The organism is Streptococcus sp. HMSC066E07, assembly GCF_001814695.1.
Taxonomy (GTDB): Bacteria; Bacillota; Bacilli; order Lactobacillales; family Streptococcaceae; genus Streptococcus; species Streptococcus hominis.
The window spans coordinates 62,484-86,803 of record NZ_KV817464.1; the positions used below are offsets into that span (position 1 = coordinate 62,484).

The window sequence follows — 24,320 nt, forward strand, 5'->3', positions numbered from 1 at the left end:
TAGAGCTGTGCTGTTTCGAATGGTTCCAAAACTAGAACAGGTCCTTATAATAATGTGGCTATGTTTTAGAGCTGTGCTGTTTCGAATGGTTCCAAAACTTTCTTTTTGTGCTACACGGTAACAGAAGCGTTTTAGAGCTGTGCTGTTTCGAATGGTTCCAAAACACAATACATTTTAATCATAGGGCTTGCAAATTTTTCCAATCGTGTTATAATACTTTTTAGAGACATATCACCTACAGGAAATCTTTCAGAGAGCGTGTGGAGCTGGGAATCACGCAGAGGATGTAGCTGGGACTACTCGATTTGTTTTTATGCAAACATGAAACGGTGGCTACGTTAGAGCCAATCAGAGGTGTCAACAAACTTTTTTGTTGTACATGAATGAAGGTGGAACCACGTTGCGACGTCCTTTTAGGATTGTCGCTTTTTATTTTGTCGGAAGGAGGAAGAGTTATGCTCTATATGATTGGTGGATCGCCTTACAGCGGGAAGTCAACAATTGCTTTCCTTCTTGCTCGGAAGTACGATCTGCTTCATATCAAGTTAGATGATTTGACAGACCAGATGATGGATCAAGCAAGAGCGAACGCAAAGCCGATTTCCCTTCTGAGACAGGACAGAAGTCCGGATCAAATCTGGTTGAGACATCCAAAGGAGATGGCAGATGAAGAATGGCGTTTTTATGAGGAGATTTTTCCTTATGTAGCGTCTTACTTGCTAGAACACCAAGAGAAGCCACTTTTGGTGGAGGGAGCAGGGCTGTTGCCTCACTTGGTAAAAAGCCTAGACGGACCAGCGGTTTCCTATCTATGCTTGACTCCGACAGCTGATTTTCAGACAAAGCATTATCAGCAGAGAGAATGGGTTCCCTATGTTTTAGAGGACACATCCAATCCCGAGCAAGCTTTTGAAAACTGGATGCAGCGGGACATTCTTTTTGCCCAAATGGTGCGGAAGGAAGCAAAAAAATTAGGCTATCCTAGCCTTATGACAGACGGCAGTCGATCGGAAAAGGAGACCGCTGAAGAGATTGCTCGGCTCTTAAAATTGCCCAATATAAATAAAATAGATATTAAAGGAGAAAACTATGATTAAGATTACTTTCCCAGATGGTGCTGTTCGTGAATATGAATCAGGCAGCACGACTTTTGAAATTGCTCAATCTATCAGCAATTCCTTAGCTAAAAAAGCTTTGGCTGGTAAATTCAACGGTAAACTCATTGATATCACTCGTGCCATTACAGAAGATGGATCGATTGAGATTGTAACACCTGACCATGAAAACGCTTTGGATATCTTGCGTCACTCTGCTGCTCACTTGTTCGCTCAAGCTGCTCGTCGTCTCTTCCCAGACATTCACTTGGGTGTCGGTCCAGCTATTCAGGACGGATTTTACTATGATACGGACAATACAGCTGGTCAAATCTCTAACGAAGACCTGCCTCGTATCGAAGAAGAAATGAAGAAGATTGTCAAGGAAAATTTTCCGTCAATCCGCGAAGAAGTAACGAAAGCTGAAGCACGAGAAATTTTCAAAAACGATCCTTACAAGTTAGAATTGATTGAAGAGCATTCAGAAGACGAAGGAGGTCTTACAATTTACCGTCAAGGTGAGTATGTGGACCTTTGCCGTGGCCCTCACGTACCGTCAACTGGGCGTATTCAAATTTTCCATTTGCTCAATGTAGCAGGTGCTTACTGGCGTGGGAACAGTGACAATGCTATGATGCAACGGATTTATGGAACAGCTTGGTTTGATAAGAAAGACCTAAAAAACTATCTTCAAATGCGTGAAGAAGCCAAGGAACGTGATCACCGTAAGCTCGGTAAAGAGCTTGATCTTTTCATGATTTCTCCTGAAGTTGGACAAGGACTTCCATTCTGGCTTCCAGATGGTGCGACTATTCGTCGTATCGTAGAGCGCTATATTACAGACCGCGAAGTCAATGACGGCTACCAACACGTGTATACGCCACCGCTTGCAAGTGTAGAATTATACAAAACTTCAGGTCACTGGGAACATTACCAAGAAGATATGTTCCCGCCAATGGATATGGGAGACGGTGAACAATTTGTTCTTCGTCCGATGAATTGCCCGCATCATATTGAGGTCTATAAAAACCATGTGCATTCTTATCGTGAGCTGCCAATTCGCATTGCAGAACTTGGTATGATGCACCGTTTTGAAAAATCAGGTGCGCTCTCAGGACTCCAACGTGTTCGTGAAATGACGCTGAATGATTCTCACTTATTTGTCATGCCAGAACAAATTCAAGAAGAATTTAAACATGTGCTGGATTTGATGATTGACGTTTACAAAGACTTCAACATTACAGATTATCGTTTCCGTCTGTCTTATCGTGATCCGAATGACAAACATAAATATTTTGATAATGATGAAATGTGGGAAAATGCTCAACGCATGTTAAAAGGAGCAATGGATGACTTAGGTTTGGATTACTTTGAGGCAGAAGGCGAAGCTGCTTTCTACGGTCCTAAGTTGGATGTCCAAGTAAAAACGGCTCTTGGAAATGAAGAAACTCTTTCCACTATTCAATTAGACTTCTTGCTACCAGAACGTTTCGACCTTCATTATGTCGGAGCAGACGGTGAAGAGCATCGTCCAGTCATGATTCACCGTGGTATCGTGTCTACTATGGAGCGCTTTATTGCTTACTTGATTGAAACCTACAAAGGTGCTTTCCCAACTTGGCTTGCTCCTCATCAAGTGACAGTCATTCCGATTTCTAATGAAGCACATGCTGACTATGCTTGGAAAGTGGCGAAAGAACTGCGCAATCGTGGTGTCCGCGTGGATGTTGATGAACGCAATGAAAAAATGCAATACAAGATTCGTCAAAGTCAAACCCATAAAGTTCCTTACCAATTGATTGTAGGGGACAAGGAACAAGCAGACGGTACGGTGAATGTTCGTCGTTACGGAAGTAAACAAACACATACAGAAACAATTGCAGAATTTGTAGACCATATTTTGGCTGATATTGCTAGAAAATCACGCATAGATGATAAGGACAACTAAGCTAAAAAGTAGATGATAGGTTGCAATGATGACATGACTGGTTATAAAGATATGCAATAGAACATCATATCCTGTATGCTGTCGTCTCATTTTACAACCTTTCAATTTTTGAGCTTTAGAAAAAATGTATATCAAAAACTCTATTTCTAATTGAGGAAATCCCTTTTATAGAAATAGAGTTTTTTAGTTTACAATCGCCAAGCATCGTAATCAAAGGTTTGTAAAATCGTATTCGTCATTTCTTCAGGTGTTTCTTTAACTCCACTTGAAATCCAGAGTGAGATAATGCCCTCTACGCTAGATAAAAAGACTTCCAGCGCATATTTTTTAGAAATGGTGAAATTTTCTTTTAAAAAGTATTCGGTTTGAAGTCTGTGTTGCTCGTTCGTTAAAATGCTAAGCATGAATTCACGGATTGTTTCACGGAAATTGAGGTAATGACTTTGAGAAACGGCATAAATCAGGTCATAATTTTGTTGGAGATAGCTTAGATTGGTAATGAGTAGGTCACGCGTGTTTGTCGTTTCTTCAAAATTTTTGCTCAATTGAGCGATGATTTCTTCTTTTAGCGTTTCAATCAAATCGTATTTATCAAGATAGTGAAGATAAAAAGTTCCACGATTGATACCTGCCCGTTGGCAGAGTTTACTAACGGAAATTGTTTCAAATTTTTCTTCTAACAAGAGCTGAATGAGGGCTTCTCTGATATGCTGCTTGGTTGCTGTTTGTCGATTTTGTACCATAATACTCCTTAAATGAACACTCTGTTGATAATTGATGATTGCCTTTATGTTAAGTCTATTTTATAATAAAGATAGGATTCAATCAACAGCTTGTTTATTTAATTGGACATGGAAATTGAAAGAGGAAAAGGCGATGGCTTATATTGAAATGAAGCATAGTTACAAACGATATCAAATGGGAGACACAGAAATCATTGCTAACAATGACATCTCTTTTGAGATTGAAAAAGGTGAGCTAGTCATCATTCTTGGAGCTTCAGGCGCTGGAAAATCAACGATTTTGAATATTCTTGGTGGAATGGACAGCAATGACGAGGGAGATGTCCTGATTGATGGGCAAAATATAGCGCATTACAACGCTCACCAGTTGACGGACTATCGGAGAAATGATGTTGGTTTTGTCTTTCAATTTTATAATTTAGTTCCCAATCTAACGGCGTTAGAAAATGTTGAATTGGCTTCAGAAATTGTTCAAGATGCACAGGACGCAGCAGAGGCATTAGCAGCAGTTGGTTTGGGAAATCGGCTGCATAATTTTCCTGCTCAATTGTCTGGTGGCGAGCAACAGCGGGTTTCTATTGCGCGTGCTGTGGCGAAAAATCCCAAAATTTTGCTTTGTGATGAACCAACAGGCGCACTGGACTATAAAACAGGTAAGCAAGTGCTGCAAATTCTTCAAGATATGTCGCGAAAGCAGGGAGCAACAGTGATTATTGTAACTCATAATGGCGCCTTAGCTCCGATTGCAGATCGCGTGATTCGCATGCACGATGCACGGATTCAATCCGTCACTTTGAATGAACATCCTCAAGACATTGCAAGTCTAGAGTATTAGCAAGGAGTGGTGATATGAAAAAATCCATTCTAAATAAGGACATCGGGCTCTCTTTTCGTCAGTCCAAAGGACGCTTTCTGTCCATTATGTTCTTGATGATGTTAGGCTCTTTTGCACTAGTAGGACTGAAAGCAGCTAGTCCAGATATTGAAAATTCAGCCAATCGTTATCTTTCACAGATGAAAATGATGGATTTGGCAGTGATATCAGACTATGGCATTAGCAAAGCTGATCAAAAAGAACTGAATACAATTTCAAATGCACAGGTAGAATATGGTTATTTCACAGATACAGTGATTGACGATAGCTCAACTTCTGTTCGAGTTTTTTCTAAGACAACTAATATTTCTAAGTTCAAGCTTGTCTCAGGTCATTTTCCAAGCAAGGAAAATCAAGTGGCTTTGGCTAGTTTTTATCGAGGAAAATACAAGATTGGCGATAGCATTACTTTAAACGAGGAAGGAACCAATGATTATGCTTTGAAGCAGCATACCTTTACGGTGACGGGATTCGTCAATTCAAGTGAATTGGCTTCGACGATTTCTCTTGGCAATTCTAACTCAGGGAGTGGGACCTTATCTGCTTATGCAGTGGTGATGCCAAAAACATTTCAAAGTTCAGTCTATACAGTTGCTCGTTTGAAGTATGACGATTTAAAAGCACTTAATTCTTTTGGAGACTCCTATCGAAAAAAGGTAAAACAGTATGAAAATGAGCTGGAAAAGCTAGTGGCTGATAATGGGAAAAATCGTTTATCAGAGATAAAAAAACAAGCACAGACAAAAATTGCGGACGGAGAAGCAAAAATTCAAACTTCTCAACAAGCATTGGCAGATGCCCAGCAGCAACTAAGGAATGCGCAGGATCAAATTGATCAAAAAAGAGCAGATTTAGAGCTTGCTCAAGGTCAACTAACTGAAAAAGAAAACTTGCTTGCACAGGGCGCAGCTCAAATTGCACAGGCTGAACAAACTTTAGCAAGCTCAAAAGCAAAATTGGATACAGCCGCTGCTCAACTTTCTTCAGGTTGGGGACAATTGAACCAAATGAAAACCCAATTAGATCAGGCAGCTAGTCAATTGTCTGCTACAAAAGAAAATCTAGCAAACAGTCAAGCTACATTAGCCGCAGCACAGGTTGAATTAGAAAAAGGTCAAACGCAACTTGCGGCTGCAAAAACTGATTTGCAGAAAAAAATAGCTACGCTTCAAGCACAAGGAATTGATCCAGCAACAGTGCCTGAAATTGTGGCAGCACAAACTCAACTAGCACAAGAAGAAGCGAAATTAAATCTTGCTCGTGCAGAATTAGAGAAAAAGCAGGCTGAATTTCAAACTGTACTGACGCAGTATCAAAACCAAGAAGCGCTTTATCAAGCAGGACTTGCCCAATACCAATCTGCGGCTGAGGCATTGAATGCGAAACAAGCTGAATATGACGCAGGCTTGGCTCAATATCAAAGTGGTCAGGCAACCTTAAGAAATAAACAAGTCGAATACCAAGCAGGTCAAGCCCAATTGGCGCAAGCAAAACAACAAATCGCAGATGGTCAGACGCAATTGAACCAAGTTCAGGCAACATTGAACGATAAAAAAACTGAATACGAAAAGCAAAAGAAAGATGCTGAAACAAAAATAAAAAATGGGCAAGCAGACATTCAAAAGGCAAAAGATGAAGTAGCTGGCTTGTCTGTACCAACCTACCGCGTGTATACACGTCGGACATTTCCAGGAGCTGACGAGTACACAACAACGGGGAATCGTGCTTATGGAATCTCAGCTGTAGGGAATGCTTTCCCGATTGTACTATATCTGGTAGCTGCCCTTGTAACGGTAACGACAATGACACGTTTTGTCAGCGAAGAACGCACAAATGCAGGTGTTTTAAAAGCTTTGGGTTATCGGAACCAAGATGTCGTTAAGAAATTTGTCATCTATGGCTTTGTTTCAAGCTTGCTAGGTACAGTAATAGGAAGTTTGTTAGGTACATATTTCTTACCCTACATCTTAGGGAAAACGATTTTTAAAACCTCCACTTATCCAGCTTTGCGATTAGACTTTTATTGGGAAATTAGTCTCATTGCTCTTTTATGCTCGGTCTTGTGTGGCGTCGCACCAGCCCTCTATATTGCACATAAAGAATTGAAAGAAAAGCCGTCTCAATTATTGTTACCTAAGGCACCTAATAAAGGCTCTAAGATCTTGCTAGAGCGGATTGGTTTTATTTGGCATCGCCTTAGTTTTGCGCAAAAAGTAACAGCTCGAAATATCTTTCGCTACAAGCAAAGAATGCTGATGACTATTTTTGGTGTGGCAGGCTCCGTCGCCCTTTTATTTGCTGGTCTCGGTTTGTCATCTTCTATGGCAGGTATAGGAAATCGTCAGTATGGAGAAATTATCAAATATGATGCTGTCATTTCGCAAAAACATTATCTCAAATCTGATGAGCAAGCAGCAATCAGTCAGTTATTGGCAGATAAAAAAATAGCCAAGAAACACGGTATCTATCAGGAAGGATTTACCAAAAAAATTCAAGGAGCAAAAGATGAACAATCTCTCGCGTTATTTGTGACAACAGGCAAGGATTTTCATCATTTCATAGAGTTATATGATAGTCAAAGCAAAGCGAGCTTGAACTTGTCTTCGCATGGAGCGGTCATTTCTCAGAAATTAGCAACCATTATGCATGTTTCTGTTGGAGATACTTTTGAGGTGACATCCGATGAAGGAAAACGCTATAAAATCAAAGTTTCTGGTATCACTGAAATGTACGCAGGGCATTTTATCTTTATGAATCAGGACTATTATCAAACGGTATTTGCTCGTAAGTTCCAAGAAAATGCTTATCTGATAAAATTGAAAGATTCCTCTAGCAAAAATGTGCAGGATACCGCAGCAGCCTTCATGAAATTAACTGGTGTGCGAGCAGTCGTACAAAATACGGGGATTTTGGAACAAATTGATGTCATTGTCAAATCTCTTGGCTTTGTAATGCAGATTTTAACCTTTGCCTCTATTTTACTAGCCATTGTGATTCTTTATAACTTGATGAATATCAATGTTGCAGAGCGGATTCGAGAATTATCAACGATTAAAGTATTGGGATTTCATAATAAAGAAGTCACGCTTTACATTTATCGAGAGACCATTCTTTTGTCTGTTATTGGTATTATCGTAGGCTTGTTTTTGGGGAATATCTTACATCGCTCCCTTTTAGAGACGATTGCCCCAGACGCCTTTCTGCTCAATCCGGCAGTATCGGTGTTTGTATATCTTGTACCAGTCTTTTCTATCATCATGATTTTGATTGTCTTAGGCTTTATGGTCAATGCAATATTGAGGCGTATTGACATGTTGGAAGCGTTGAAGTCGGTAGATTGATGAGGCAGTAAAACTTTCACTCAAACTTGGGAGTGGAAGTTTTTTCTTGGTTTGTTATAATATTTTATAAAGGACAGATGAAACGGTACAATGAAACGAAAAATTGCTTTATTATCAGATATTCATGGAAATGTAACGGCATTAGAAGCTGTTTTGGCGGACGCTAAAAAGGAACAGGTGACCGATTACTGGTTTTTGGGAGATTTATTGGCACCGGGAACGGGTCGAAGGAAGATTCTCGACTTAATGGCTACTTTACCAATCAGTCTCCAAGTGCGGGGAAATTGGGAAGATAGCATTTGGAATGCCCTTCATGGGAAATTAGACATTAGTCGCCCTAGTCATCTCTATATGATTTGTTTGTGCCAGTATCTTTTGGAAAAAGTCACGCCTGAAGAACTGAACCGACTGCATGAATTGCCTTTGCAGCTTTTGACAAAAGTTGGCGATTTAGAAATCGCTGTGACTCATCATTTGCCAGATAAAAATTGGGGCCGAGAGTTGATTCACATTGGTCAACAAGAGAATTTTGATCGCCTGTTTGAAGGTAACAATTGTGCCATTGCCATTTATGGTCATATTCATCAGCAATTTCTTCGTTATGCGACGGGGGGACAGATGATTATCAATCCAGGCTCTATCGGTCAGCCTTTCTTTCTAGATGCTTGTTTGCGAAAGGATCTGCGAGCTCAGTATGCTATTTTAAAAATTGATGAACAAGGCTTAGCAGAGGTTGACTTTAGGCGAGTCGCTTATGACGTAAACAAAGAATTGGAACTGGCGAGAACATTGAAGTTGCCTTATTATGAAGTGTATTACGAAAGTCTGGTCAATGGAATTCATCATACGCATAACCATGATTTACTTCGGGCAATTAGTGAGCGAGAAGATTATGTTGCACATCTCAAGGAGTTTTTTGAGAAGTAATACTTGAAGTTACAACGTAAATGAAGTATACTAGTAATAGAATCAGCAAATGAAAGGAGTTTTACATGCAAATTTCGAGTCGTTTTACCATTGCTACGCACATGTTGACTGTTATAGCACTAGAATGTCAAGAACATAAGGTAACTAGTGATTTTTTAGCTGATAGCGTTGGAGTAAATCCTGTCATTATTCGCAAGACATTATCACAGTTGAAAAGCGCAGGCTTGATTTCCGTTGCGCGTGGAACGGGCGGAGCTGTCATTATGAAAGATTTAAAAGACATTACCCTCTTGGATGTCTATCAAGCAGTAGAATGCCTAGGCAAATCTGGACAACTCTTTAGCTTTCATGAGCATCCTAATCCATCTTGTCCCATTGGCAGAAATATTCATTTAGTTTTAGATGATAAATTAGCAGAAATTCAAGCAGCAATGGAAAAAGAATTGAGTAAAACCAGCCTTGCAGATGTCGTTGCATCCGCCCAAGAAGAGATACAAAAACAATCCGTTTCGTGAGAAATGGATTGTTTTTTTTGAATAATCTTGAAGATTCTAAGTTGTAATTGTTGACATTACAACTAAATGTGTTATACTATGATTGTAATAAAAAAAATTACAACTAAAAATAACAAACAATTTCGGAGGAAATCACTATGAAAATTGCAGTCGTAGCAGCAAATGGAAAAGCAGGGCAACTCATTGTTGAGGAAGCCGTAAAACGTGGACATGATGTAACAGCTATTGTTCGTTCTGAAAATAAAACACAGGCACAGCACCTACTTAAAAAGGACTTATTTGATTTGACAAAAGAAGATTTGGCAGGTTATGATGTGGTCGCTACAGCTTTTGGAGCTTGGACACCAGAAACGTTGCCACTTCACAGCAAATCTATTGAGCATTTCAATGATTTGTTGGCAGGCACAAGTACACGTTTACTAGTTGTGGGTGGTGCTGGTAGTCTTTATGTTGATAAGGAAAAGAAAGTCCGCTTGGTAGATACAGCAGAATTTTCTGCAGATTATAAACCACTTGCTAGTGCTCAAGCAGATGAATTGGACTTGCTTCGTACAAAGAAAGATTTGAATTGGACCTTTGTCAGCCCAGCAGCAGAATTTATACCAGATGGTGCTCATACGGGTGAATATATCTTAGCAGGCGATTTCTTTACAGTTAATGAAGCAGGAGAAAGCAAGATTTCTTATGCGGATTACGCTATTGCCTTTGTCGATGAAATCGAATCTGGAAAACATATTCAAGAACGGATTTCAGTTTTAGGAAAATAGAAAACAGATGAAGTGCTCTGTACTCATTTGGGAGGAATATAATGAATTATCCATATAAAAGTCATATTTATTTAGCTGAAGTTGTACTCAATGTTCAAAGTCTTGAACGACAAACAACTTTTTATCATCAAATATTAGGTCTAGAAATTTTGCTCCAGACAGAACAAGAAGTCATTCTTGGTCGTGGCGAAAAAGCTTTAGTACATTTGAGGGAAGTTCAAGATAAAACTCCGATTCGTCAGCTTTACGGTCTTTATCACATGGCGCTTCTCTTGCCTTATCGTCAGGATTTGGCTGATATTCTAAAACATTTGCTTGAATACCAGATTCCTTTGGTAGGAGGAGCAGATCATGGTTATAGTGAAGCTATTTATCTGGAAGATTTAGAAGGAAATGGCATCGAACTTTATTGGGACAAGCCAGTGTCCGAGTGGGATATTCGTGAAGATGGTCGGATTATCGGAGTGACCGAAGAGCTGGACGCTCAAGCCATTTATGAACTGGGTCGGGAGCTAGAGCCTTTCACAATCGCTGCAGGAACTCGCATGGGTCATATTCACCTTTCAGTGAACAATAGCAGAGCCACTAGTCAATTTTATCAAGCAGTATTGGGCTTATCTGAAAAATTTAGCCTTCCTTCAGCCAGTTGGCTTGCTTCTGGTGCTTATCATCACCATTTAGCCGTTAATGAATGGGGAGGACCTAATTTAGAACAGCGTCAACCTGACCAGCTGGGTCTGGCCTATTTTACCGCAGAAGTAACTGATAAGGAGCAATTGATTGCTATCCATGAACAAGCTCAAACTAAGGGCGGAAGATGTGAGTGGTTGTCTTCGTCAGAACTCCTTTTTACCGACCAAAATGGGATTGCTTTTTTGGTGCGCAAGGTCAAGTAGGAGGAATATAATGGATTACCTTAAAACTTTGGTTTAAGAGATTCACTCGGTTGTGGTGGCAACAGTTGATGAGGCAGGAAATCCTCATACTTCTGTTATGGATATGATGCTTGAAGATGGACAGACTGTTTATTTCTTGACAGCCTCCTCTAAGTCATTGTTTAAACGTTTGAAAGATGATGGACGTGCGTCGGTGACTGGTATGACGCAGGGGAATGGTACCATGGAGCGCAAGTCCATTACTTTGACAGGTCAGGCAGAGCATATAGGCAAAGAAAAGCTGGAGGAACTTCTTGCAGCGAATCCCTATATGTATGACATTTATCCAACAGAAGAAGGGCGTTCCTTTCTAGAAGTCTTTCGTTTTAAGCGTGCAAAGGGAGAATTTTATGATTTAACCCAACTGCCCCCTTTTCAAGATAATTTTGAAATTAAACTGTAAAAGAAAAAACACAGCAATCCTGTTTCTCATTTTAAGAGAGACAAGCTCATTGTGTTTCTTTTATTTTTTAACGTCTATTTGACAGCTAGCGGTTCGAGAAGAGTCGCTCGTTTTTGTAAATTTATTTCATCGTAGGGAACAACAATACATCACGGATAGAAGTGACATCTGTCAACAGCATAATCAAGCGGTCAATTCCAATTCCGAGACCTCCAGTTGGTGGCATGCCGTATTCAAGAGCTTCTACGTAATCGTAGTCGATACCAGTTGCTTCGTCATCTCCGAGTTCCTTAGCTTTGGCTTGCGCTTCAAAACGCGCTAATTGGTCGATTGGGTCGTTCAACTCGGTAAAGGCATTGGCAAATTCGCGTCCAACGATAAAGAGCTCAAAGCGGTCTGTAAAGCGTGGGTCATCAGCATTTTTCTTAGCTAGTGGAGATACTTCTACCGGATGACCATAGATAAATGTAGGCTGAATTAAGGTATCTTCAACGAAGTCTTCAAAGAAAGCATTGATAATGTGACCAACCGTAAAGTGTTTTTCAACTGTTACATGATGTTCCTTAGCTAGTGCAGTGGCCTCTTCGAGAGTCATTTCTTTCCAGAAATCAATACCCGTCTGCTCTTTAATGGCTTCTAGCATATGTTTACGTGCAAATTTGCGACCGATAAAGATTTCAGTACCTTGATAAGGGACACTTTCAGCATCTGTGACAGCTTTCGCCGCACTTTGGATAATTCCTTCCGTCAAGTCCATGATATCTTCAAAGTCTGCGTAAGCCTGATAAGCCTCGATTGTAGTGAACTCAGGATTGTGAGTGGCATCCATTCCTTCGTTACGGAAAATGCGTCCCATTTCATAAACACGTTCCATACCACCAACAATCAGGCGTTTTAAGTGCAATTCAGTCGCGATACGAAGCACCATATCAATATTTTGCGCATTGTGATGAGTAATAAATGGACGAGCAGCAGCACCACCAGCTTCATTATGGAGTACAGGTGTTTCAACTTCAAGGAATCCTTGGTTGTCAAGATAACGGCGAATTTCTGAAACGATACGACTGCGAGTTACGAAGCGTTCAAAGCTTTCCCGATTGGAAATCAAATCCAAATAACGTTTACGATAAATCGTTTCAACGTCTGTCAGTCCGTGGAATTTTTCTGGCAATGGACGAAGTGCTTTAGAGAGGTGTGTAATGTGAGTTGCTTTAATCGAAAGCTCTCCCATATCTGTACGCATAACCTCACCTTCAATACCAAGGAAGTCGCCAATATCTGCTTTTTTGAAAATTTGATAATTCTCTTCGCCGACAGTATCTTTTCTGACGTAGATTTGAATTTGACCTTCGCGGTCTTGGATATGAGCAAAACCGACTTTTCCTTTACCACGCTTGGTCATAAGGCGGCCAGCAATTGTAGCAGTTTCAGCTAATTCATGTAGCTCTTCTTTTGTTTTATCGCTATATTTTTCTTTTAATTGGGCAGAATCTGCGGTACGTTCAAAACGTTTACCAAATGGGTCAATGCCTTGTTCTGCTAAAGCAGCCATTTTTTCACGACGAATCAGCTGCTGGTCATTTAATTCTTCAATATGTTCAGTAGTCATATTCTTCCTCCTAAAGTTTACCTTCCTCATTCTATCATAAATAAGGCAGAAATTCACCTATAAATAAAGAAAAAACCGTGATTTTATACGCTCACGGTTTCAATTGTTTTTAAGTGATCAACATTGTTCCAATCAAGAAGTGTAAAATGTTCAAAATCTTGTGTTTCAAGAATAGTGACACTTCCATTGGCAAGGCCTCCCTGCTGACGCAGTTGAGCAAAGTCATAGCCTAATAACAAACGTAAAGAAGCGGTTAAATTCGCTCCATGACCAACAAAAAGAAGATTTTCATAAGATTGTCCTTTTTGTGATTTAATGAAGTCTATTGTACGTCGTGTAGTATTATAGACCGATTCTGCACCAAAAATAGAGTTGTTGAATTTTGCCAAATTATGACGAAAAGCTTGCATCTGATGAGGATAGATGGCGGTAATTGTAGAGATTTTCTGTCCTTCTAGGGAGCCAAGCTGCCATTCGCGTAGCTCTGTATGTGGTTCAACAACTGATGAATATTGATTTTCACTACAGATGATCTGTGCAGTTGCCATTGCGCGTGGTAAATCACTTGAAAAAATCTTGTCAAATTTAATGTAAGCCATGTGTTTTCCAAGCAAGTGCAATTCTTCAATAGAAGTCTCAAGCAGCGGTGAATCACCATTAGCTCCTTGAAAGCGCCCTTCTAAATTCCATTGAGTTTTTCCGTGTCGAACGAAGTAGAGTTTCATACAGTTCCCTTTCTATTTTGAATCCTCTTTTATGTCTGCAAAGGTTGCCTCGACAAAATTTGCTAATTCCTTTGCGTTTATTTCAATACTGTGTCCTAATTCTCCAGCTGAGACAATAATAGTCTCGCGTGTTAAAGCTGAATTGTCAATGTAAATAGGAAAGTGGTGTTTTTGCCGAATGCCGACAGGATTATTTGCGCCATGGATATAACCCGTTGTTTTTTCCAACTCCTTTTGCGGAATCATGCTGACTTTTTTGTTGCCAGATATTTTAGCTAGTTTTTTTTCTGCAAGGTGTTTTGTTATGGGCACAATTCCAATGACTGTTCCTGTTTTATCACCTGTTAGAGCTAAAGTTTTATAAATTTGTGAGCGCTCTATTTCTTCAGGTAATTGTCCTTCTAAAGCATTAATTTGGAGGCCTTTGTGAGGAATTTTTGCTTTTGTTAAAATTTGCTCTACAAGAGTTTTCTTAATTTTTGTTTTTTTAGCCATTATTTATACTTTTCCTCCAATTGGCTCATCCAAGCGCCCAGCCAAGTTCCCAAACCAAAGAAGAAGGCAGCAGTAACTAAAGTGATGATAGAAGTATTAGCATAATGAATACTTTCACTGTTCCCAGGATTTGGTACCAAGATGAGAATGGTACTCGACAAGACAATACCGATGATAAAATGATATACTCGAGAATGATAATTTTCCAAAGCATAGTGCATAGATTTGGAAAAAATCACAAATGCGAGGAGACCGCCAATTCCGATTGGTAAAAAGGTTCCCAAAATATCTAAAGATTTAAAACCGATTAGCATAGGAGAATACAGTCCCAAAATTAAGAGCAAATTTGAAGGACTTAATCCTGGAACGAGAATTCCCAGTGCGATAAGGGCACCAGCTAAAATAAAAGTCAAGAAATTTGCTGGCAATGTTCCGACTAAACTATTGAGGAAATAAATGCAAATCCCAGAGATGAAAAAAGTGGCTACGAACCAAATAACATCAGTTCGGTCGCGATCAGATTCTCTGGTAGATTCGTTTAGCAAACTTGGAGTCGTACCGATAATCGCTCCTGCAAATCCCCATAAAACAATGATTTTATAATGCTCTAAGAGATATTCAACTGGCAGGGAAAATAGTGCAATCCCTAAAACTATTCCAATACCAACAGGTAAAAAATAGAGTACATTTTCACGAAAATTCTCTTTTATATGCGCTAAAAAATAAATCATCCGCTCGTAAATCCCCAAAATAGCGGCTAAAACTCCACCAGATACTCCGGGGAGAATAAATCCTAGCGCGATGACAATTCCCTTAAAAATTCTTATCAACCAAGAAATCATCCATTACTCCCTAAACTTTTCTATGTTAGTTATTATATCATATTTAGAAACAAGAAAGTAGTGATAACTGGACGAGAAGAAAAGAAAAACTCTGCAAAGTTTTCGATTCAAACTATTACAGAGTTATTATTTTCCATTACCAAATAACTTTTTAAATGTTTTTGTCTGATTTTTTAAAGGAGATAGCTGATTGAGATCGACATCATGTGCAAAACCACTAATTGAGCCTTGTGATGTGTATTGATGTAAATCATATTTCAAGTCTGTCTTAGGGGCAGCGTTGTAATAACCGTCATTATAGCCGTAAGTTGGAATCCAAATAGCTGTGAATTTCTTAGTTGAGATACTGTGTTCTTCAAGGAAATAGGTTCCAACATAAATCCCGATGTTCTTAGCACCCAATGATGCTAACTTAGCGCGAAAAGCTTCAACACCAGCATTCATGTCATCCATAGTTTTTTCTTCAACATCTAGCCAGTAGTAGGTAGGTTTGTATTTTGAAGCAGCTTTATAAAAATTTTCGGCAGCTTTTTGCATTTCTTTCTTGTTGCTACCAGCCACATAAGCATAGACAGCGACAGGAATATTTCGTTTTTGAAATTCTTCAATGTGGCGTTGATAAGATTTATCAATTCCGTTTAAGTGTGTAGCTGCATTTTCTTTTTTTGCTTGTGCTCCGCTATGCACGCGTATAATGGCGCCAGAAACATTTTTTGCTAGTACGTCATAGTTAATATCACTTGGCAATTGCCAGCCGGACAAGTCAATGATTGGTTTATAGGGTTTGTCTGCTTCATCGGAATCTGAAGTATCAGTTGACTGAGAAGTAGCTGATGTTTGTGTAATAGCGTCCTTTTGCTGTTTAGTTTCCTTGCTCTCTGAATAATGCTTCGCTCCTAAAATAATCGCAATGAAGCTAACAAAGAAAACAAAGACAACAAGCGGTTTAATCCTCTTTCTCATATAATTTCATTTTAACGTAAAGTCAGATAAAAAGCAAAATAAACTAGTAGAAAATAAGTATTTGTCATCAAATTGAAATATTAAAGAAAGCGGTTTATTGGACATAATGGTGAAGAATGCTTATAAATCCTTTTCATAGACTCAGCTTATTGTTCTTTTTTTAGTTAAAGTTTAGCCTAGATACTGCAAGGATTTAAAAAATACCGTTCGTTAAATACTTTTTTTTTACCTTGGAAAATGGTATAATGTTCGGTGAAAATTTAATAATATTAGGTGAACTATGAAAATTGATAAACGCCACCTGCTGAATTATTCCATTTTGATTCCTTATTTGATTTTATCTATTTTGGGATTGATAGTTGTTTATTCGACATCAAGTGCCACTTTAGTACAGGTGGGAGCGAATTCGCTCAGATCTGTTTTAAATCAAGGAATTTTCTGGGTAATCAGCTTACTTGCTATTGCTTTAATTTACAAAATAAAGTTAGATTTCTTAAAAGACAATCGACTGATTGTCATTGTTATTTTTGTGGAAATCTTGCTTTTAATTTTATCTCGCTTCCTTGGTGCCCGAATCAATGGTGCACATGGTTGGTTACGATTTGGTCCGATTAGTCTCCAGCCGGCTGAGTATTTAAAAATTATTCTGATTTGGTTTTTAGCACAGCGATTTTCTCATCAGCAAGATGAAATCGCAACGTATGACTATCAGGCTTTAACACGAAATCAACTGATTCCACGCGCACTGAACGATTGGCGAATTCTGGTCGTGGTGCTCATTGGGATTGTGGCAGCGCTGCCTGACTTGGGGAATGCGACCATTCTTTTGCTGACGACCTTAATCATGGTAACGGTTAGTGGGATTGGTTATCGCTGGTTTTCAACTCTTCTTGGGATATTGGTCACTCTTTCCACAGCAGTTTTAGCAGGCATCTGGTTGATTGGTGTGGAAAAAGTTGCTCAGGTTCCTGTGTTTGGCTATGTAGCAAAACGATTTAGTGCCTTTTTTAATCCTTTTAAAGATTTATCAGGCGCAGGTCACCAGCTAGCTAATTCCTATTACGCCATGAGCAATGGCGGTTGGTTTGGCTTAGGATTAGGAAATTCTATCGAAAAACGTGGTTATTTGCCAGAAGCACAGACAGACTTCGTCTTTTCCATTGTTATTGAAGAATTTGGATTTATCGGTGCCAGCTTGATTTTAGCCCTCTTATTTTTCCTTATTTTGCGGATTATTCTTGTGGGAATTCGAGCGAAAGATCCATTTAATTCTATGATGGCTCTTGGTGTCGGTGGAATGCTACTGACACAGACGTTTGTCAATATTGGAGGAATTTCCGGTTTGATTCCTTCGACGGGTGTCACCTTCCCCTTCTTATCACAAGGTGGAAATAGTTTGTTGGTATTATCCGTAGCGATTGCTTTTGTGTTAAACATTGATGCCAATGAAAAACGAGAAAGTTTGTATAGAGAAATCGAAGAAACCAATCACGGTTTAAGAATTATTCGCTAACGTTAGATTGAGCAAAAGCTTATTGAAAGGTGTAGATTATGTCACTTCAAAAATTAGAAAATTACAACAATAAAGAAGTTATCAAAGAAGAAGTTACGATTCTGACGGACTTATTAGAAGAAGTTACAAAAAATATGCTGAGTCCTGAAACCTTTGAAAAAATCATTGCTTTAAAAGAATTAGCAGCAGTTGGAAATTATGAAGGGTTAAATGAGATTGTTCAAAGTCTATCGAACAAGGAAATGTCCTATATTTCTCGTTATTTTTCAATCCTGCCTCTTTTAATCAATATTTCAGAAGATGTGGATTTGGCTTTTGAGATTAACTATCAAAATAATGTGGGTCAAGATTATCTTGGGAAATTATCCACAACGATTGATTTGGTTGCTGAAAAGGAAAACGCTGCTGAAATTTTGGAGCATTTGAATGTGGTCCCTGTTTTAACAGCTCATCCAACTCAAGTGCAACGAACGACTATGCTGGATTTGACCAATCATATTCACGTTTTGTTGCGTAAATACCGCGATGTGCGAATGGGCTTGCTCAATGAGCAAAAATGGCACAATAATCTTCGTCGGTATATCGAAATTATCATGCGGACAGATATGATTCGTGAGAAGAAATTAAAAGTGACCAATGAAATCACCAATGTGATGGAATACTACAATAGCTCTTTCTTGCAGGCGGTGACTAATTTAACAGAAGAATACAAGCGCTTAGCCAAACAGCACGGGATTGACCTGAAAAATCCTACCCCTATTACGATGGGAATGTGGATTGGTGGTGACCGAGATGGAAATCCTTATGTTACAGCTGAAACATTGAAAAAATCCGCTTTGACACAATGTGAAGTGATTATGAACTATTACGATACGAAAGTTGCTAATTTGTACCGTGAATTTTCTTTGTCAACAGGTATCGTAAAAGTAAGTGAAGCGGTGCAGGAAATGGCTTATCTGTCAGAAGATAATTCTATTTACCGCGAAAAAGAATTGTATCGTCGAGCCTTCTACTATATTCAAACAAAACTAAAAAATACAAAGACTTACTTTATTGATCAGATAAAAACCGAGCCACATTACCACAAAATTGAAGAATTTAAACATGATTTACTAGCTATCAAGCAGTCTCTTCTTGAAAATAAAGGCGAAGCAATGATTTCTGGTGAGTTTACTGAGTTGCTTCAAGCAGTAGAAGTATTCGGTTTTTACCTTGCTTCCATTGATATGCGTCAAGATTCCAGTGTTCATGAAGCCTGCGTTGCGGAGTTATTAGCGAGCGCAGGAATTGTGGAGCATTATAGCGAGCTTTCTGAAGACGAAAAATGTCACGTTCTGCTAAATGAACTTCTCTATGATCCGCGGATTCTCTCTGCAACACATGCTAAAAAATCTGCCCTTTTGCAAAAAGAATTAGAGATTTTTCAAACGGCGCGTGAGTTGAAAGACAAGCTAGGAGATGCGGTTATTAAGCAAACCATTATTTCTCATGCTACGAGCGTGTCTGACCTTTTAGAGTTGGCTGTTATGCACAAGGAAGTTGGTCTCATTGACAAAGAATTTGCGCGTGTACAGATTGTGCCGCTCTTTGAAACCATTGAAGACTTGGATAATTCCTATGACACGATGAAGAAATACTTATCTCTTCCAATCGCTCAGAAATGGATTGCCTCTAATAACAACTATCAAGAAATCATGCTGGGCTATTCAGACAGCAATAAAGACGGTGGTTACTTATCATCCTGCTGGACTCTCTATAAAGCGCAACAGCAACTGACTGCTATCGGAGATGAATTTGGTGTGAAAATCACCTTTTTCCACGGTCGTGGTGGAACGGTTGGTCGTGGTGGCGGACCTACTTATGAAGCCATTACCTCTCAGCCTCTCCGTAGTATCAATGACCGGATTCGCTTGACAGAGCAAGGAGAAGTCATTGGCAATAAATATGGAAATAAAGATGCTGCGTATTATAATTTAGAAATGCTGGTGTCGGCAACGATTAATCGTATGATTACTAAGAAAAAAAGTGATACCAACACGTCCAAGCGCTATGAGCATATTATGGATCAGGTAGTAGAACGAAGCTATCAAATTTATCGTGATTTGGTTTTTGGCAATGAGCATTTTTATGATTATTTCTTTGAATCAAGCCCGATCAAAGCTATTTCCAGCTTTAATATTGGTTCGCGACCGGCTGCGCGTAAAACAATTACCGAAATCGGTGGCTTGCGTGCCATTCCGTGGGTCTTTTCATGGTCACAAAGTCGGGTGATGTTCCCTGGTTGGTATGGTGTTGGATCCAGCTTTAAAGAATTTATTGATGAAAATCCAGAAGAAAATCTAGCTTTCTTGAGAAAGATGTATAAAAATTGGCCTTTCTTCCAATCGCTTTTGTCCAATGTAGACATGGTGTTATCAAAGTCGAATATGAATATCGCCTTTGAATATGCTCAATTGTGTGAAGATAAAGAAGTACAAGAAATTTATTATACAATTTTGGATGAGTGGCAATTAACCAAGAATGTTATTCTTGCCATTGAAGATTATGACGACCTGTTAGAAGAAAATCCCTACTTGCGAGACAGTTTAGACTACCGCATGCGTTACTTTAACATTTTGAATTATATTCAGCTAGAACTCATCAAGCGTCAACGCCGTGGAGAATTATCCTCGGATGAAGAACGATTGATTCATATCACAATCAACGGAATTGCGACAGGACTGAGAAACTCAGGCTGATGAAGAATAAAAAATCGGAATAGTCCGATTTTTTTATATCTTTGTAACCAAAAACGCTTTCAATTCGTTATACTAGTGAAGGAAGGGGGATGAGAATATCAAACTAGATGATTATGAAAAAGTCTTGATTACCTTTGCGAAAGAAATCGTCTATTATCTGCAAGGCTCAGGCGTTCCAAAAGAGCAAGCAGAAGATGTTGTTCAGGATGTTTTTATCAAAATGCTAGAGTCTGATTTTGTCATCCCTGCTCAAAAAATGCGAGCTTGGATGTATCGTGTGTCTATTCGCCGTTATATTGACAAATACCGGCGTGATAAGCATTATATGGAAATCCTGCGACGAGATTTTTTTACAAAGGAAAATCAATTGATTGTTGAAGGAGCAGATTATGACTTTCTCATGGAGGAGGTAGAAAAGTTGCCAACACAGGATAAAATCATGTTGGATCTTTATTATTTTCAAGGATTTTCAACAGGTGAAATAGCAGAAGTGCTCCATTATTCTAAGAGCAAAGTCAAGGTTCAGCTCATGCGCAGTCGAAAGAAACTTCGACAGGTTTTGGAAAAGAAAGGATATCATCATGGAAACATTTGAAATCGTTGCGAAGAAAAACAAAAAGAGAAATATCAAGCGGATTATCCTCTGGTCAACAACAGTAGTGGTAGTATTTTTTGGAATATATATTGCTGCTCGTATGATTACAGGAAAACTCATCAGCGACCAAGCTTGGAAGGTGGTCAATGAGGTACAATTAGTTGAAAGCGTCGCCTTTCCTAATATTGAAACGTATACATGGTCTGCTAATGGTGGGGATATGTTCCACGGTGGTATTAAAGGTAGACAAGCTAAAGATATTTATGGAATTCCACTCGACTATGGTGAATATAAGGCAGATTTTGGAATTTTTAATATCAATCGAGGAATCCTTTTTCATGCAAATTCTGGCAGATATACAGAATCTGGGGCAACTATTCAAATAGAAAATAACCAAAAAGTGCCACAATTCTATAATAAAAAAGCTAAAGAGGAGAAAGGAGAATCTGTCCATGAACCAACCCAAGAACTTCCTTATATCAAAGAAATGAAAAATCAACTGGTAGAAGTGGCTCTGACCTTTGATAAACCCTATAGTTTAAAAGAAATTCGGGCAATGATACCTAAGAACCTCAAGACCAATTGGTATTGGATTGGTACAAATTCAACAAGCGATCCAAGCTGGTGGCAACCAAGCAATCTATATGGTACGAGTCCAGATTATCTAACGCAAAAAGAATATCTTCACAAAAAGGAAGCAGAAGAAGCTATTAAAAACCTCAAAGAAGGAGAGAAACTGAGTGATAGACTTTCCAAAATGAAGGATGTAGATGGATTCTTGGCTAATCTGAAGAAATATATTAAAAGTGGATTTGGAAAAAGCAGCTACAATAATGTAACTCCGTCAGATGACATTAAAACCTACTTGAAAAAATTTGGTAAGCTAGACTTGTCTAAGAAAGAAGACCTAGAAAAATTAGAGTTCTCAGGCGTCATCTTGACAGGAAAAGCTGAAAATTTTGCTCAGTTGGAAGGTAAGGAGTGGATTTACGCATCAAGTATTGGGGCTTCTACACCAAATCAACCATACTACAAGTTGGACAAAGAATAAATTGATAAAAAAGGCGTAAAATGCTTGCAATTTGAAGAAAATTTGATAAAATAGTAAGGAAAGTTAGACTGTATTGCCTACTGTCTATCTATAAAATATATTTTATTGGAGGCTTTTACTCAAATGGCAAAAGAAAAATACGATCGTAGTAAACCACACGTTAACATCGGTACAATCGGACACGTTGACCATGGTAAAACTACCCTAACTGCAGCTATCACGACTGTACTTGCACGTCGTCTTCCAAGTTCAGTTAACCAACCAAAAGATTATTCATCTATTGATGCTGCTCCAGAAGAACGCGAACGCGGAATCACTATCAACACTGCACACGTTGAATACGAAACTGCTAAACGTCACTATGCTCACATCGACGCTCCAGGGCACGCGGACTACGTTAAAAACATGATCACTGGTGCTGCTCAAATGGACGGAGCTATCCTTGTAGTAGCTTCAACTGACGGACCAATGCCTCAAACTCGTGAACACATCCTTCTTTCACGCCAAGTAGGTGTTAAATACCTTATCGTCTTCATGAACAAAGTTGACTTGGTTGACGATGAAGAATTGCTTGAATTGGTTGAAATGGAAATCCGTGACCTTCTTTCAGAATACGATTTCCCAGGTGATGAAATCCCAGTTATCCAAGGTTCAGCTCTTAAAGCTCTTGAAGGTGATGAAAAATATGAAGACATCATCATGGAATTGATGGATACTGTTGATGAATACATTCCAGAACCAGAACGTGACACTGACAAACCATTGCTTCTTCCAGTCGAAGATGTATTCTCAATTACTGGACGTGGTACTGTTGCTTCAGGACGTATCGACCGTGGTACTGTTAAAGTCAACGACGAAGTTGAAATCGTTGGTATCCGTGACGAAATCCAAAAAGCAGTTGTTACTGGTGTTGAAATGTTCCGTAAACAATTGGACGAAGGTCTTGCTGGAGATAACGTAGGGGTTCTTCTTCGTGGTATCCAACGTGACGAAATCGAACGTGGACAAGTTCTTGCTAAACCAGGTTCAATTCATCCACACACTAAATTCAAAGGTGAAGTTTACATCCTTACTAAAGAAGAAGGTGGACGTCATACTCCATTCTTCAACAACTACCGTCCTCAATTCTACTTCCGTACTACAGACGTTACAGGTTCAATCGAACTTCCTGCAGGTACTGAAATGGTAATGCCTGGTGATAACGTAACAATCGACGTTGAATTGATCCACCCAATTGCCGTAGAACAAGGAACTACATTCTCTATCCGTGAAGGTGGACGTACTGTAGGTTCAGGTATGGTTACAGAAATCGAAGCTTAATTCAATTAAGTTCCCAGATGAACAATTAAAGTCAGACAAATGAGCTCCGCTGTTGCGGGGCTTTCTTTTTTATGATTTCATTCGACTCAGTCTTTATTTCTCTATTAAATTATGGTAAAATAATAGATGTAAATAAAAAAAGAAGAGGTATGTGAAATGTCACGTAAACCATTTATTGCTGGTAACTGGAAAATGAACAAAAATCCAGAAGAAGCTAAAGCTTTTGTAGAAGCAGTTGCAAGTAAACTTCCTTCATCTGATCTTGTTGAAGCAGGTATCGCAGCTCCTGCACTTGATTTGACGACAGTTCTTGCTGCAGCAAAAGGTTCAAATCTTAAAGTTGCTGCACAAAATACTTATTTTGAAGATGCTGGTGCATTTACTGGTGAAAATAGTCCCAAAGTTCTTTCTGAAATGGGTCTTGATTATGTTGTAATTGGTCACTCTGAACGTCGTGACTATTTCCATGAAACAGACGAAGATATCAACAAGAAAGCTCATGCTATCTTCCGCAACGGTCTTCTTCCAATCATCTGCTGTGGTGAATCTCTTGAAACTTACGAAGCTGGTAAAGCAGTGGAATTTGTAGGTGCTCAAGTATCTGCAGCCCTTACAGGATTGACAGCAGAACAAGTGTCTTCTCTTGTCATTGCTTACGAACCAATCTGGGCTATCGGTACTGGTAAATCAGCTACTCAAGACGATGCTCAAAAAATGTGTAAAGCAGTTCGTGATGTTGTAGCAGCTGACTTTGGTCAAGAAGTGGCTGACAAAGTACGTGTACAATACGGCGGCTCAGTAAAACCGAACAATGTAGCTGAATACATGGCATGTCCGGATGTTGACGGTGCCCTTGTTGGTGGAGCATCACTTGAAGCAGAAAGCTTCCTTGCATTGTTGGACTTTGTAAAATAATTCTTAA

At 39.2% G+C, this 24,320-nt stretch carries 21 protein-coding genes and 1 pseudogene; 16 read left to right on the forward strand and 6 right to left on the reverse strand.

Translation table 11 applies throughout. The features are described from left to right. Positions 1-290 precede the first annotated feature (290 nt). From HMPREF2984_RS09960 to thrS, 3 genes and pseudogenes are all read left to right on the forward strand, one after another. A pseudogene (locus tag HMPREF2984_RS09960) lies at positions 291-436 on the forward strand (AAA family ATPase); the annotation flags it as partial. 19 nt (positions 437-455) lie between these two features. Further along, on the forward strand, positions 456-1,097 hold the full coding sequence (locus tag HMPREF2984_RS08020; protein ID WP_049533135.1) for a cytidylate kinase family protein: 642 nt from the start codon (positions 456-458) through the stop codon (positions 1,095-1,097). After that, on the forward strand, positions 1,090-3,042 hold the full coding sequence (gene thrS, locus HMPREF2984_RS08025; RefSeq protein ID WP_049533109.1) for a threonine--tRNA ligase: 1,953 nt from the start codon (positions 1,090-1,092) through the stop codon (positions 3,040-3,042). Before HMPREF2984_RS08020 ends, thrS begins: the two co-directional genes overlap by 8 nt. 188 nt (positions 3,043-3,230) lie before the next feature. Here thrS and HMPREF2984_RS08030 read toward each other — a convergent pair whose 3' ends face one another. Further along, on the reverse strand, positions 3,231-3,785 hold the full coding sequence (locus HMPREF2984_RS08030) for a TetR/AcrR family transcriptional regulator (RefSeq protein ID WP_070671042.1): 555 nt from the start codon (positions 3,783-3,785) through the stop codon (positions 3,231-3,233). A 133-nt stretch (positions 3,786-3,918) separates the two neighbouring features. Here HMPREF2984_RS08030 and HMPREF2984_RS08035 point away from each other — a divergent pair, with 133 nt between their 5' ends. The 7 genes from HMPREF2984_RS08035 (at position 3,919) to HMPREF2984_RS08065 (ending at position 11,547) form a co-directional block, all read left to right on the forward strand. Beyond that, positions 3,919-4,620, forward strand: a complete 702-nt coding sequence (locus tag HMPREF2984_RS08035; RefSeq protein WP_070671044.1) for an ABC transporter ATP-binding protein — start codon at positions 3,919-3,921, stop codon at positions 4,618-4,620. A gap of 14 nt (positions 4,621-4,634) precedes the next feature. Continuing rightward, on the forward strand, positions 4,635-8,000 hold the full coding sequence (locus HMPREF2984_RS08040) for an ABC transporter permease (protein WP_070671046.1): 3,366 nt from the start codon (positions 4,635-4,637) through the stop codon (positions 7,998-8,000). A gap of 90 nt (positions 8,001-8,090) precedes the next feature. Next, positions 8,091-8,927 (forward strand): metallophosphoesterase family protein, encoded by an 837-nt coding sequence (locus tag HMPREF2984_RS08045; protein WP_070671048.1) that lies wholly within the window; start codon positions 8,091-8,093, stop codon positions 8,925-8,927. 65 nt (positions 8,928-8,992) lie between these two features. Continuing rightward, a complete protein-coding gene (locus HMPREF2984_RS08050; protein WP_003028975.1) occupies positions 8,993-9,442 on the forward strand; it encodes an Rrf2 family transcriptional regulator in 450 nt (149 codons plus the stop codon). Positions 9,443-9,579: 137 nt separating this feature from the next. Then, the gene (locus HMPREF2984_RS08055) at positions 9,580-10,209 is read left to right on the forward strand and encodes an NAD(P)-dependent oxidoreductase (protein ID WP_070671050.1); all 630 of its coding nucleotides are present in this window, start codon (positions 9,580-9,582) and stop codon (positions 10,207-10,209) included. A gap of 41 nt (positions 10,210-10,250) precedes the next feature. Further along, the gene (locus HMPREF2984_RS08060; RefSeq protein ID WP_070671052.1) at positions 10,251-11,105 is read left to right on the forward strand and encodes a VOC family protein; all 855 of its coding nucleotides are present in this window, start codon (positions 10,251-10,253) and stop codon (positions 11,103-11,105) included. 52 nt (positions 11,106-11,157) lie between these two features. Continuing rightward, on the forward strand, positions 11,158-11,547 hold the full coding sequence (locus HMPREF2984_RS08065; RefSeq protein ID WP_257362730.1) for a pyridoxamine 5'-phosphate oxidase family protein: 390 nt from the start codon (positions 11,158-11,160) through the stop codon (positions 11,545-11,547). 121 nt (positions 11,548-11,668) lie between these two features. Here HMPREF2984_RS08065 and lysS read toward each other — a convergent pair whose 3' ends face one another. The 5 genes from lysS to HMPREF2984_RS08090 form a co-directional block, all read right to left on the reverse strand. Further along, positions 11,669-13,156 (reverse strand): lysine--tRNA ligase, encoded by a 1,488-nt coding sequence (gene lysS, locus HMPREF2984_RS08070; RefSeq protein ID WP_070671054.1) that lies wholly within the window; start codon positions 13,154-13,156, stop codon positions 11,669-11,671. A gap of 83 nt (positions 13,157-13,239) precedes the next feature. Further along, a complete protein-coding gene (locus HMPREF2984_RS08075; RefSeq protein WP_059220934.1) occupies positions 13,240-13,881 on the reverse strand; it encodes a histidine phosphatase family protein in 642 nt (213 codons plus the stop codon). A gap of 12 nt (positions 13,882-13,893) precedes the next feature. Next, positions 13,894-14,376 carry an aminoacyl-tRNA deacylase gene (locus tag HMPREF2984_RS08080; protein ID WP_059220932.1) on the reverse strand — a complete coding sequence of 161 codons (483 nt, stop codon included), beginning with the start codon at positions 14,374-14,376 and terminating at the stop codon, positions 13,894-13,896. Beyond that, positions 14,376-15,218, reverse strand: a complete 843-nt coding sequence (locus HMPREF2984_RS08085) for a DUF368 domain-containing protein (protein ID WP_059220930.1) — start codon at positions 15,216-15,218, stop codon at positions 14,376-14,378. The genes HMPREF2984_RS08080 and HMPREF2984_RS08085 overlap by 1 nt, the downstream gene beginning before the upstream one ends. Before the next feature lie 126 nt (positions 15,219-15,344). Next, the gene (locus tag HMPREF2984_RS08090; protein ID WP_049533094.1) at positions 15,345-16,181 is read right to left on the reverse strand and encodes a glycoside hydrolase family 25 protein; all 837 of its coding nucleotides are present in this window, start codon (positions 16,179-16,181) and stop codon (positions 15,345-15,347) included. A gap of 280 nt (positions 16,182-16,461) precedes the next feature. Here HMPREF2984_RS08090 and HMPREF2984_RS08095 point away from each other — a divergent pair, with 280 nt between their 5' ends. The 6 genes from HMPREF2984_RS08095 (at position 16,462) to tpiA (ending at position 24,313) form a co-directional block, all read left to right on the forward strand. After that, positions 16,462-17,694, forward strand: a complete 1,233-nt coding sequence (locus HMPREF2984_RS08095; RefSeq protein ID WP_059220927.1) for a cell division peptidoglycan polymerase FtsW — start codon at positions 16,462-16,464, stop codon at positions 17,692-17,694. Positions 17,695-17,732: 38 nt separating this feature from the next. Next, the gene (ppc, locus tag HMPREF2984_RS08100) at positions 17,733-20,432 is read left to right on the forward strand and encodes a phosphoenolpyruvate carboxylase (RefSeq protein ID WP_070671057.1); all 2,700 of its coding nucleotides are present in this window, start codon (positions 17,733-17,735) and stop codon (positions 20,430-20,432) included. Positions 20,433-20,556: 124 nt separating this feature from the next. Then, positions 20,557-21,027 (forward strand): RNA polymerase sigma factor, encoded by a 471-nt coding sequence (locus HMPREF2984_RS08105; RefSeq protein WP_070671059.1) that lies wholly within the window; start codon positions 20,557-20,559, stop codon positions 21,025-21,027. Continuing rightward, positions 21,014-22,078 carry an anti sigma factor C-terminal domain-containing protein gene (locus tag HMPREF2984_RS08110; protein WP_070671061.1) on the forward strand — a complete coding sequence of 355 codons (1,065 nt, stop codon included), beginning with the start codon at positions 21,014-21,016 and terminating at the stop codon, positions 22,076-22,078. Before HMPREF2984_RS08105 ends, HMPREF2984_RS08110 begins: the two co-directional genes overlap by 14 nt. Before the next feature lie 123 nt (positions 22,079-22,201). Beyond that, entirely contained in the window at positions 22,202-23,398 is a 1,197-nt protein-coding gene (gene tuf / locus HMPREF2984_RS08115) for an elongation factor Tu (RefSeq protein ID WP_003023932.1), read from the forward strand. Between the two features lie 156 nt (positions 23,399-23,554). Then, on the forward strand, positions 23,555-24,313 hold the full coding sequence (gene tpiA / locus HMPREF2984_RS08120; protein WP_059220882.1) for a triose-phosphate isomerase: 759 nt from the start codon (positions 23,555-23,557) through the stop codon (positions 24,311-24,313). Positions 24,314-24,320: the final 7 nt, after the last annotated feature.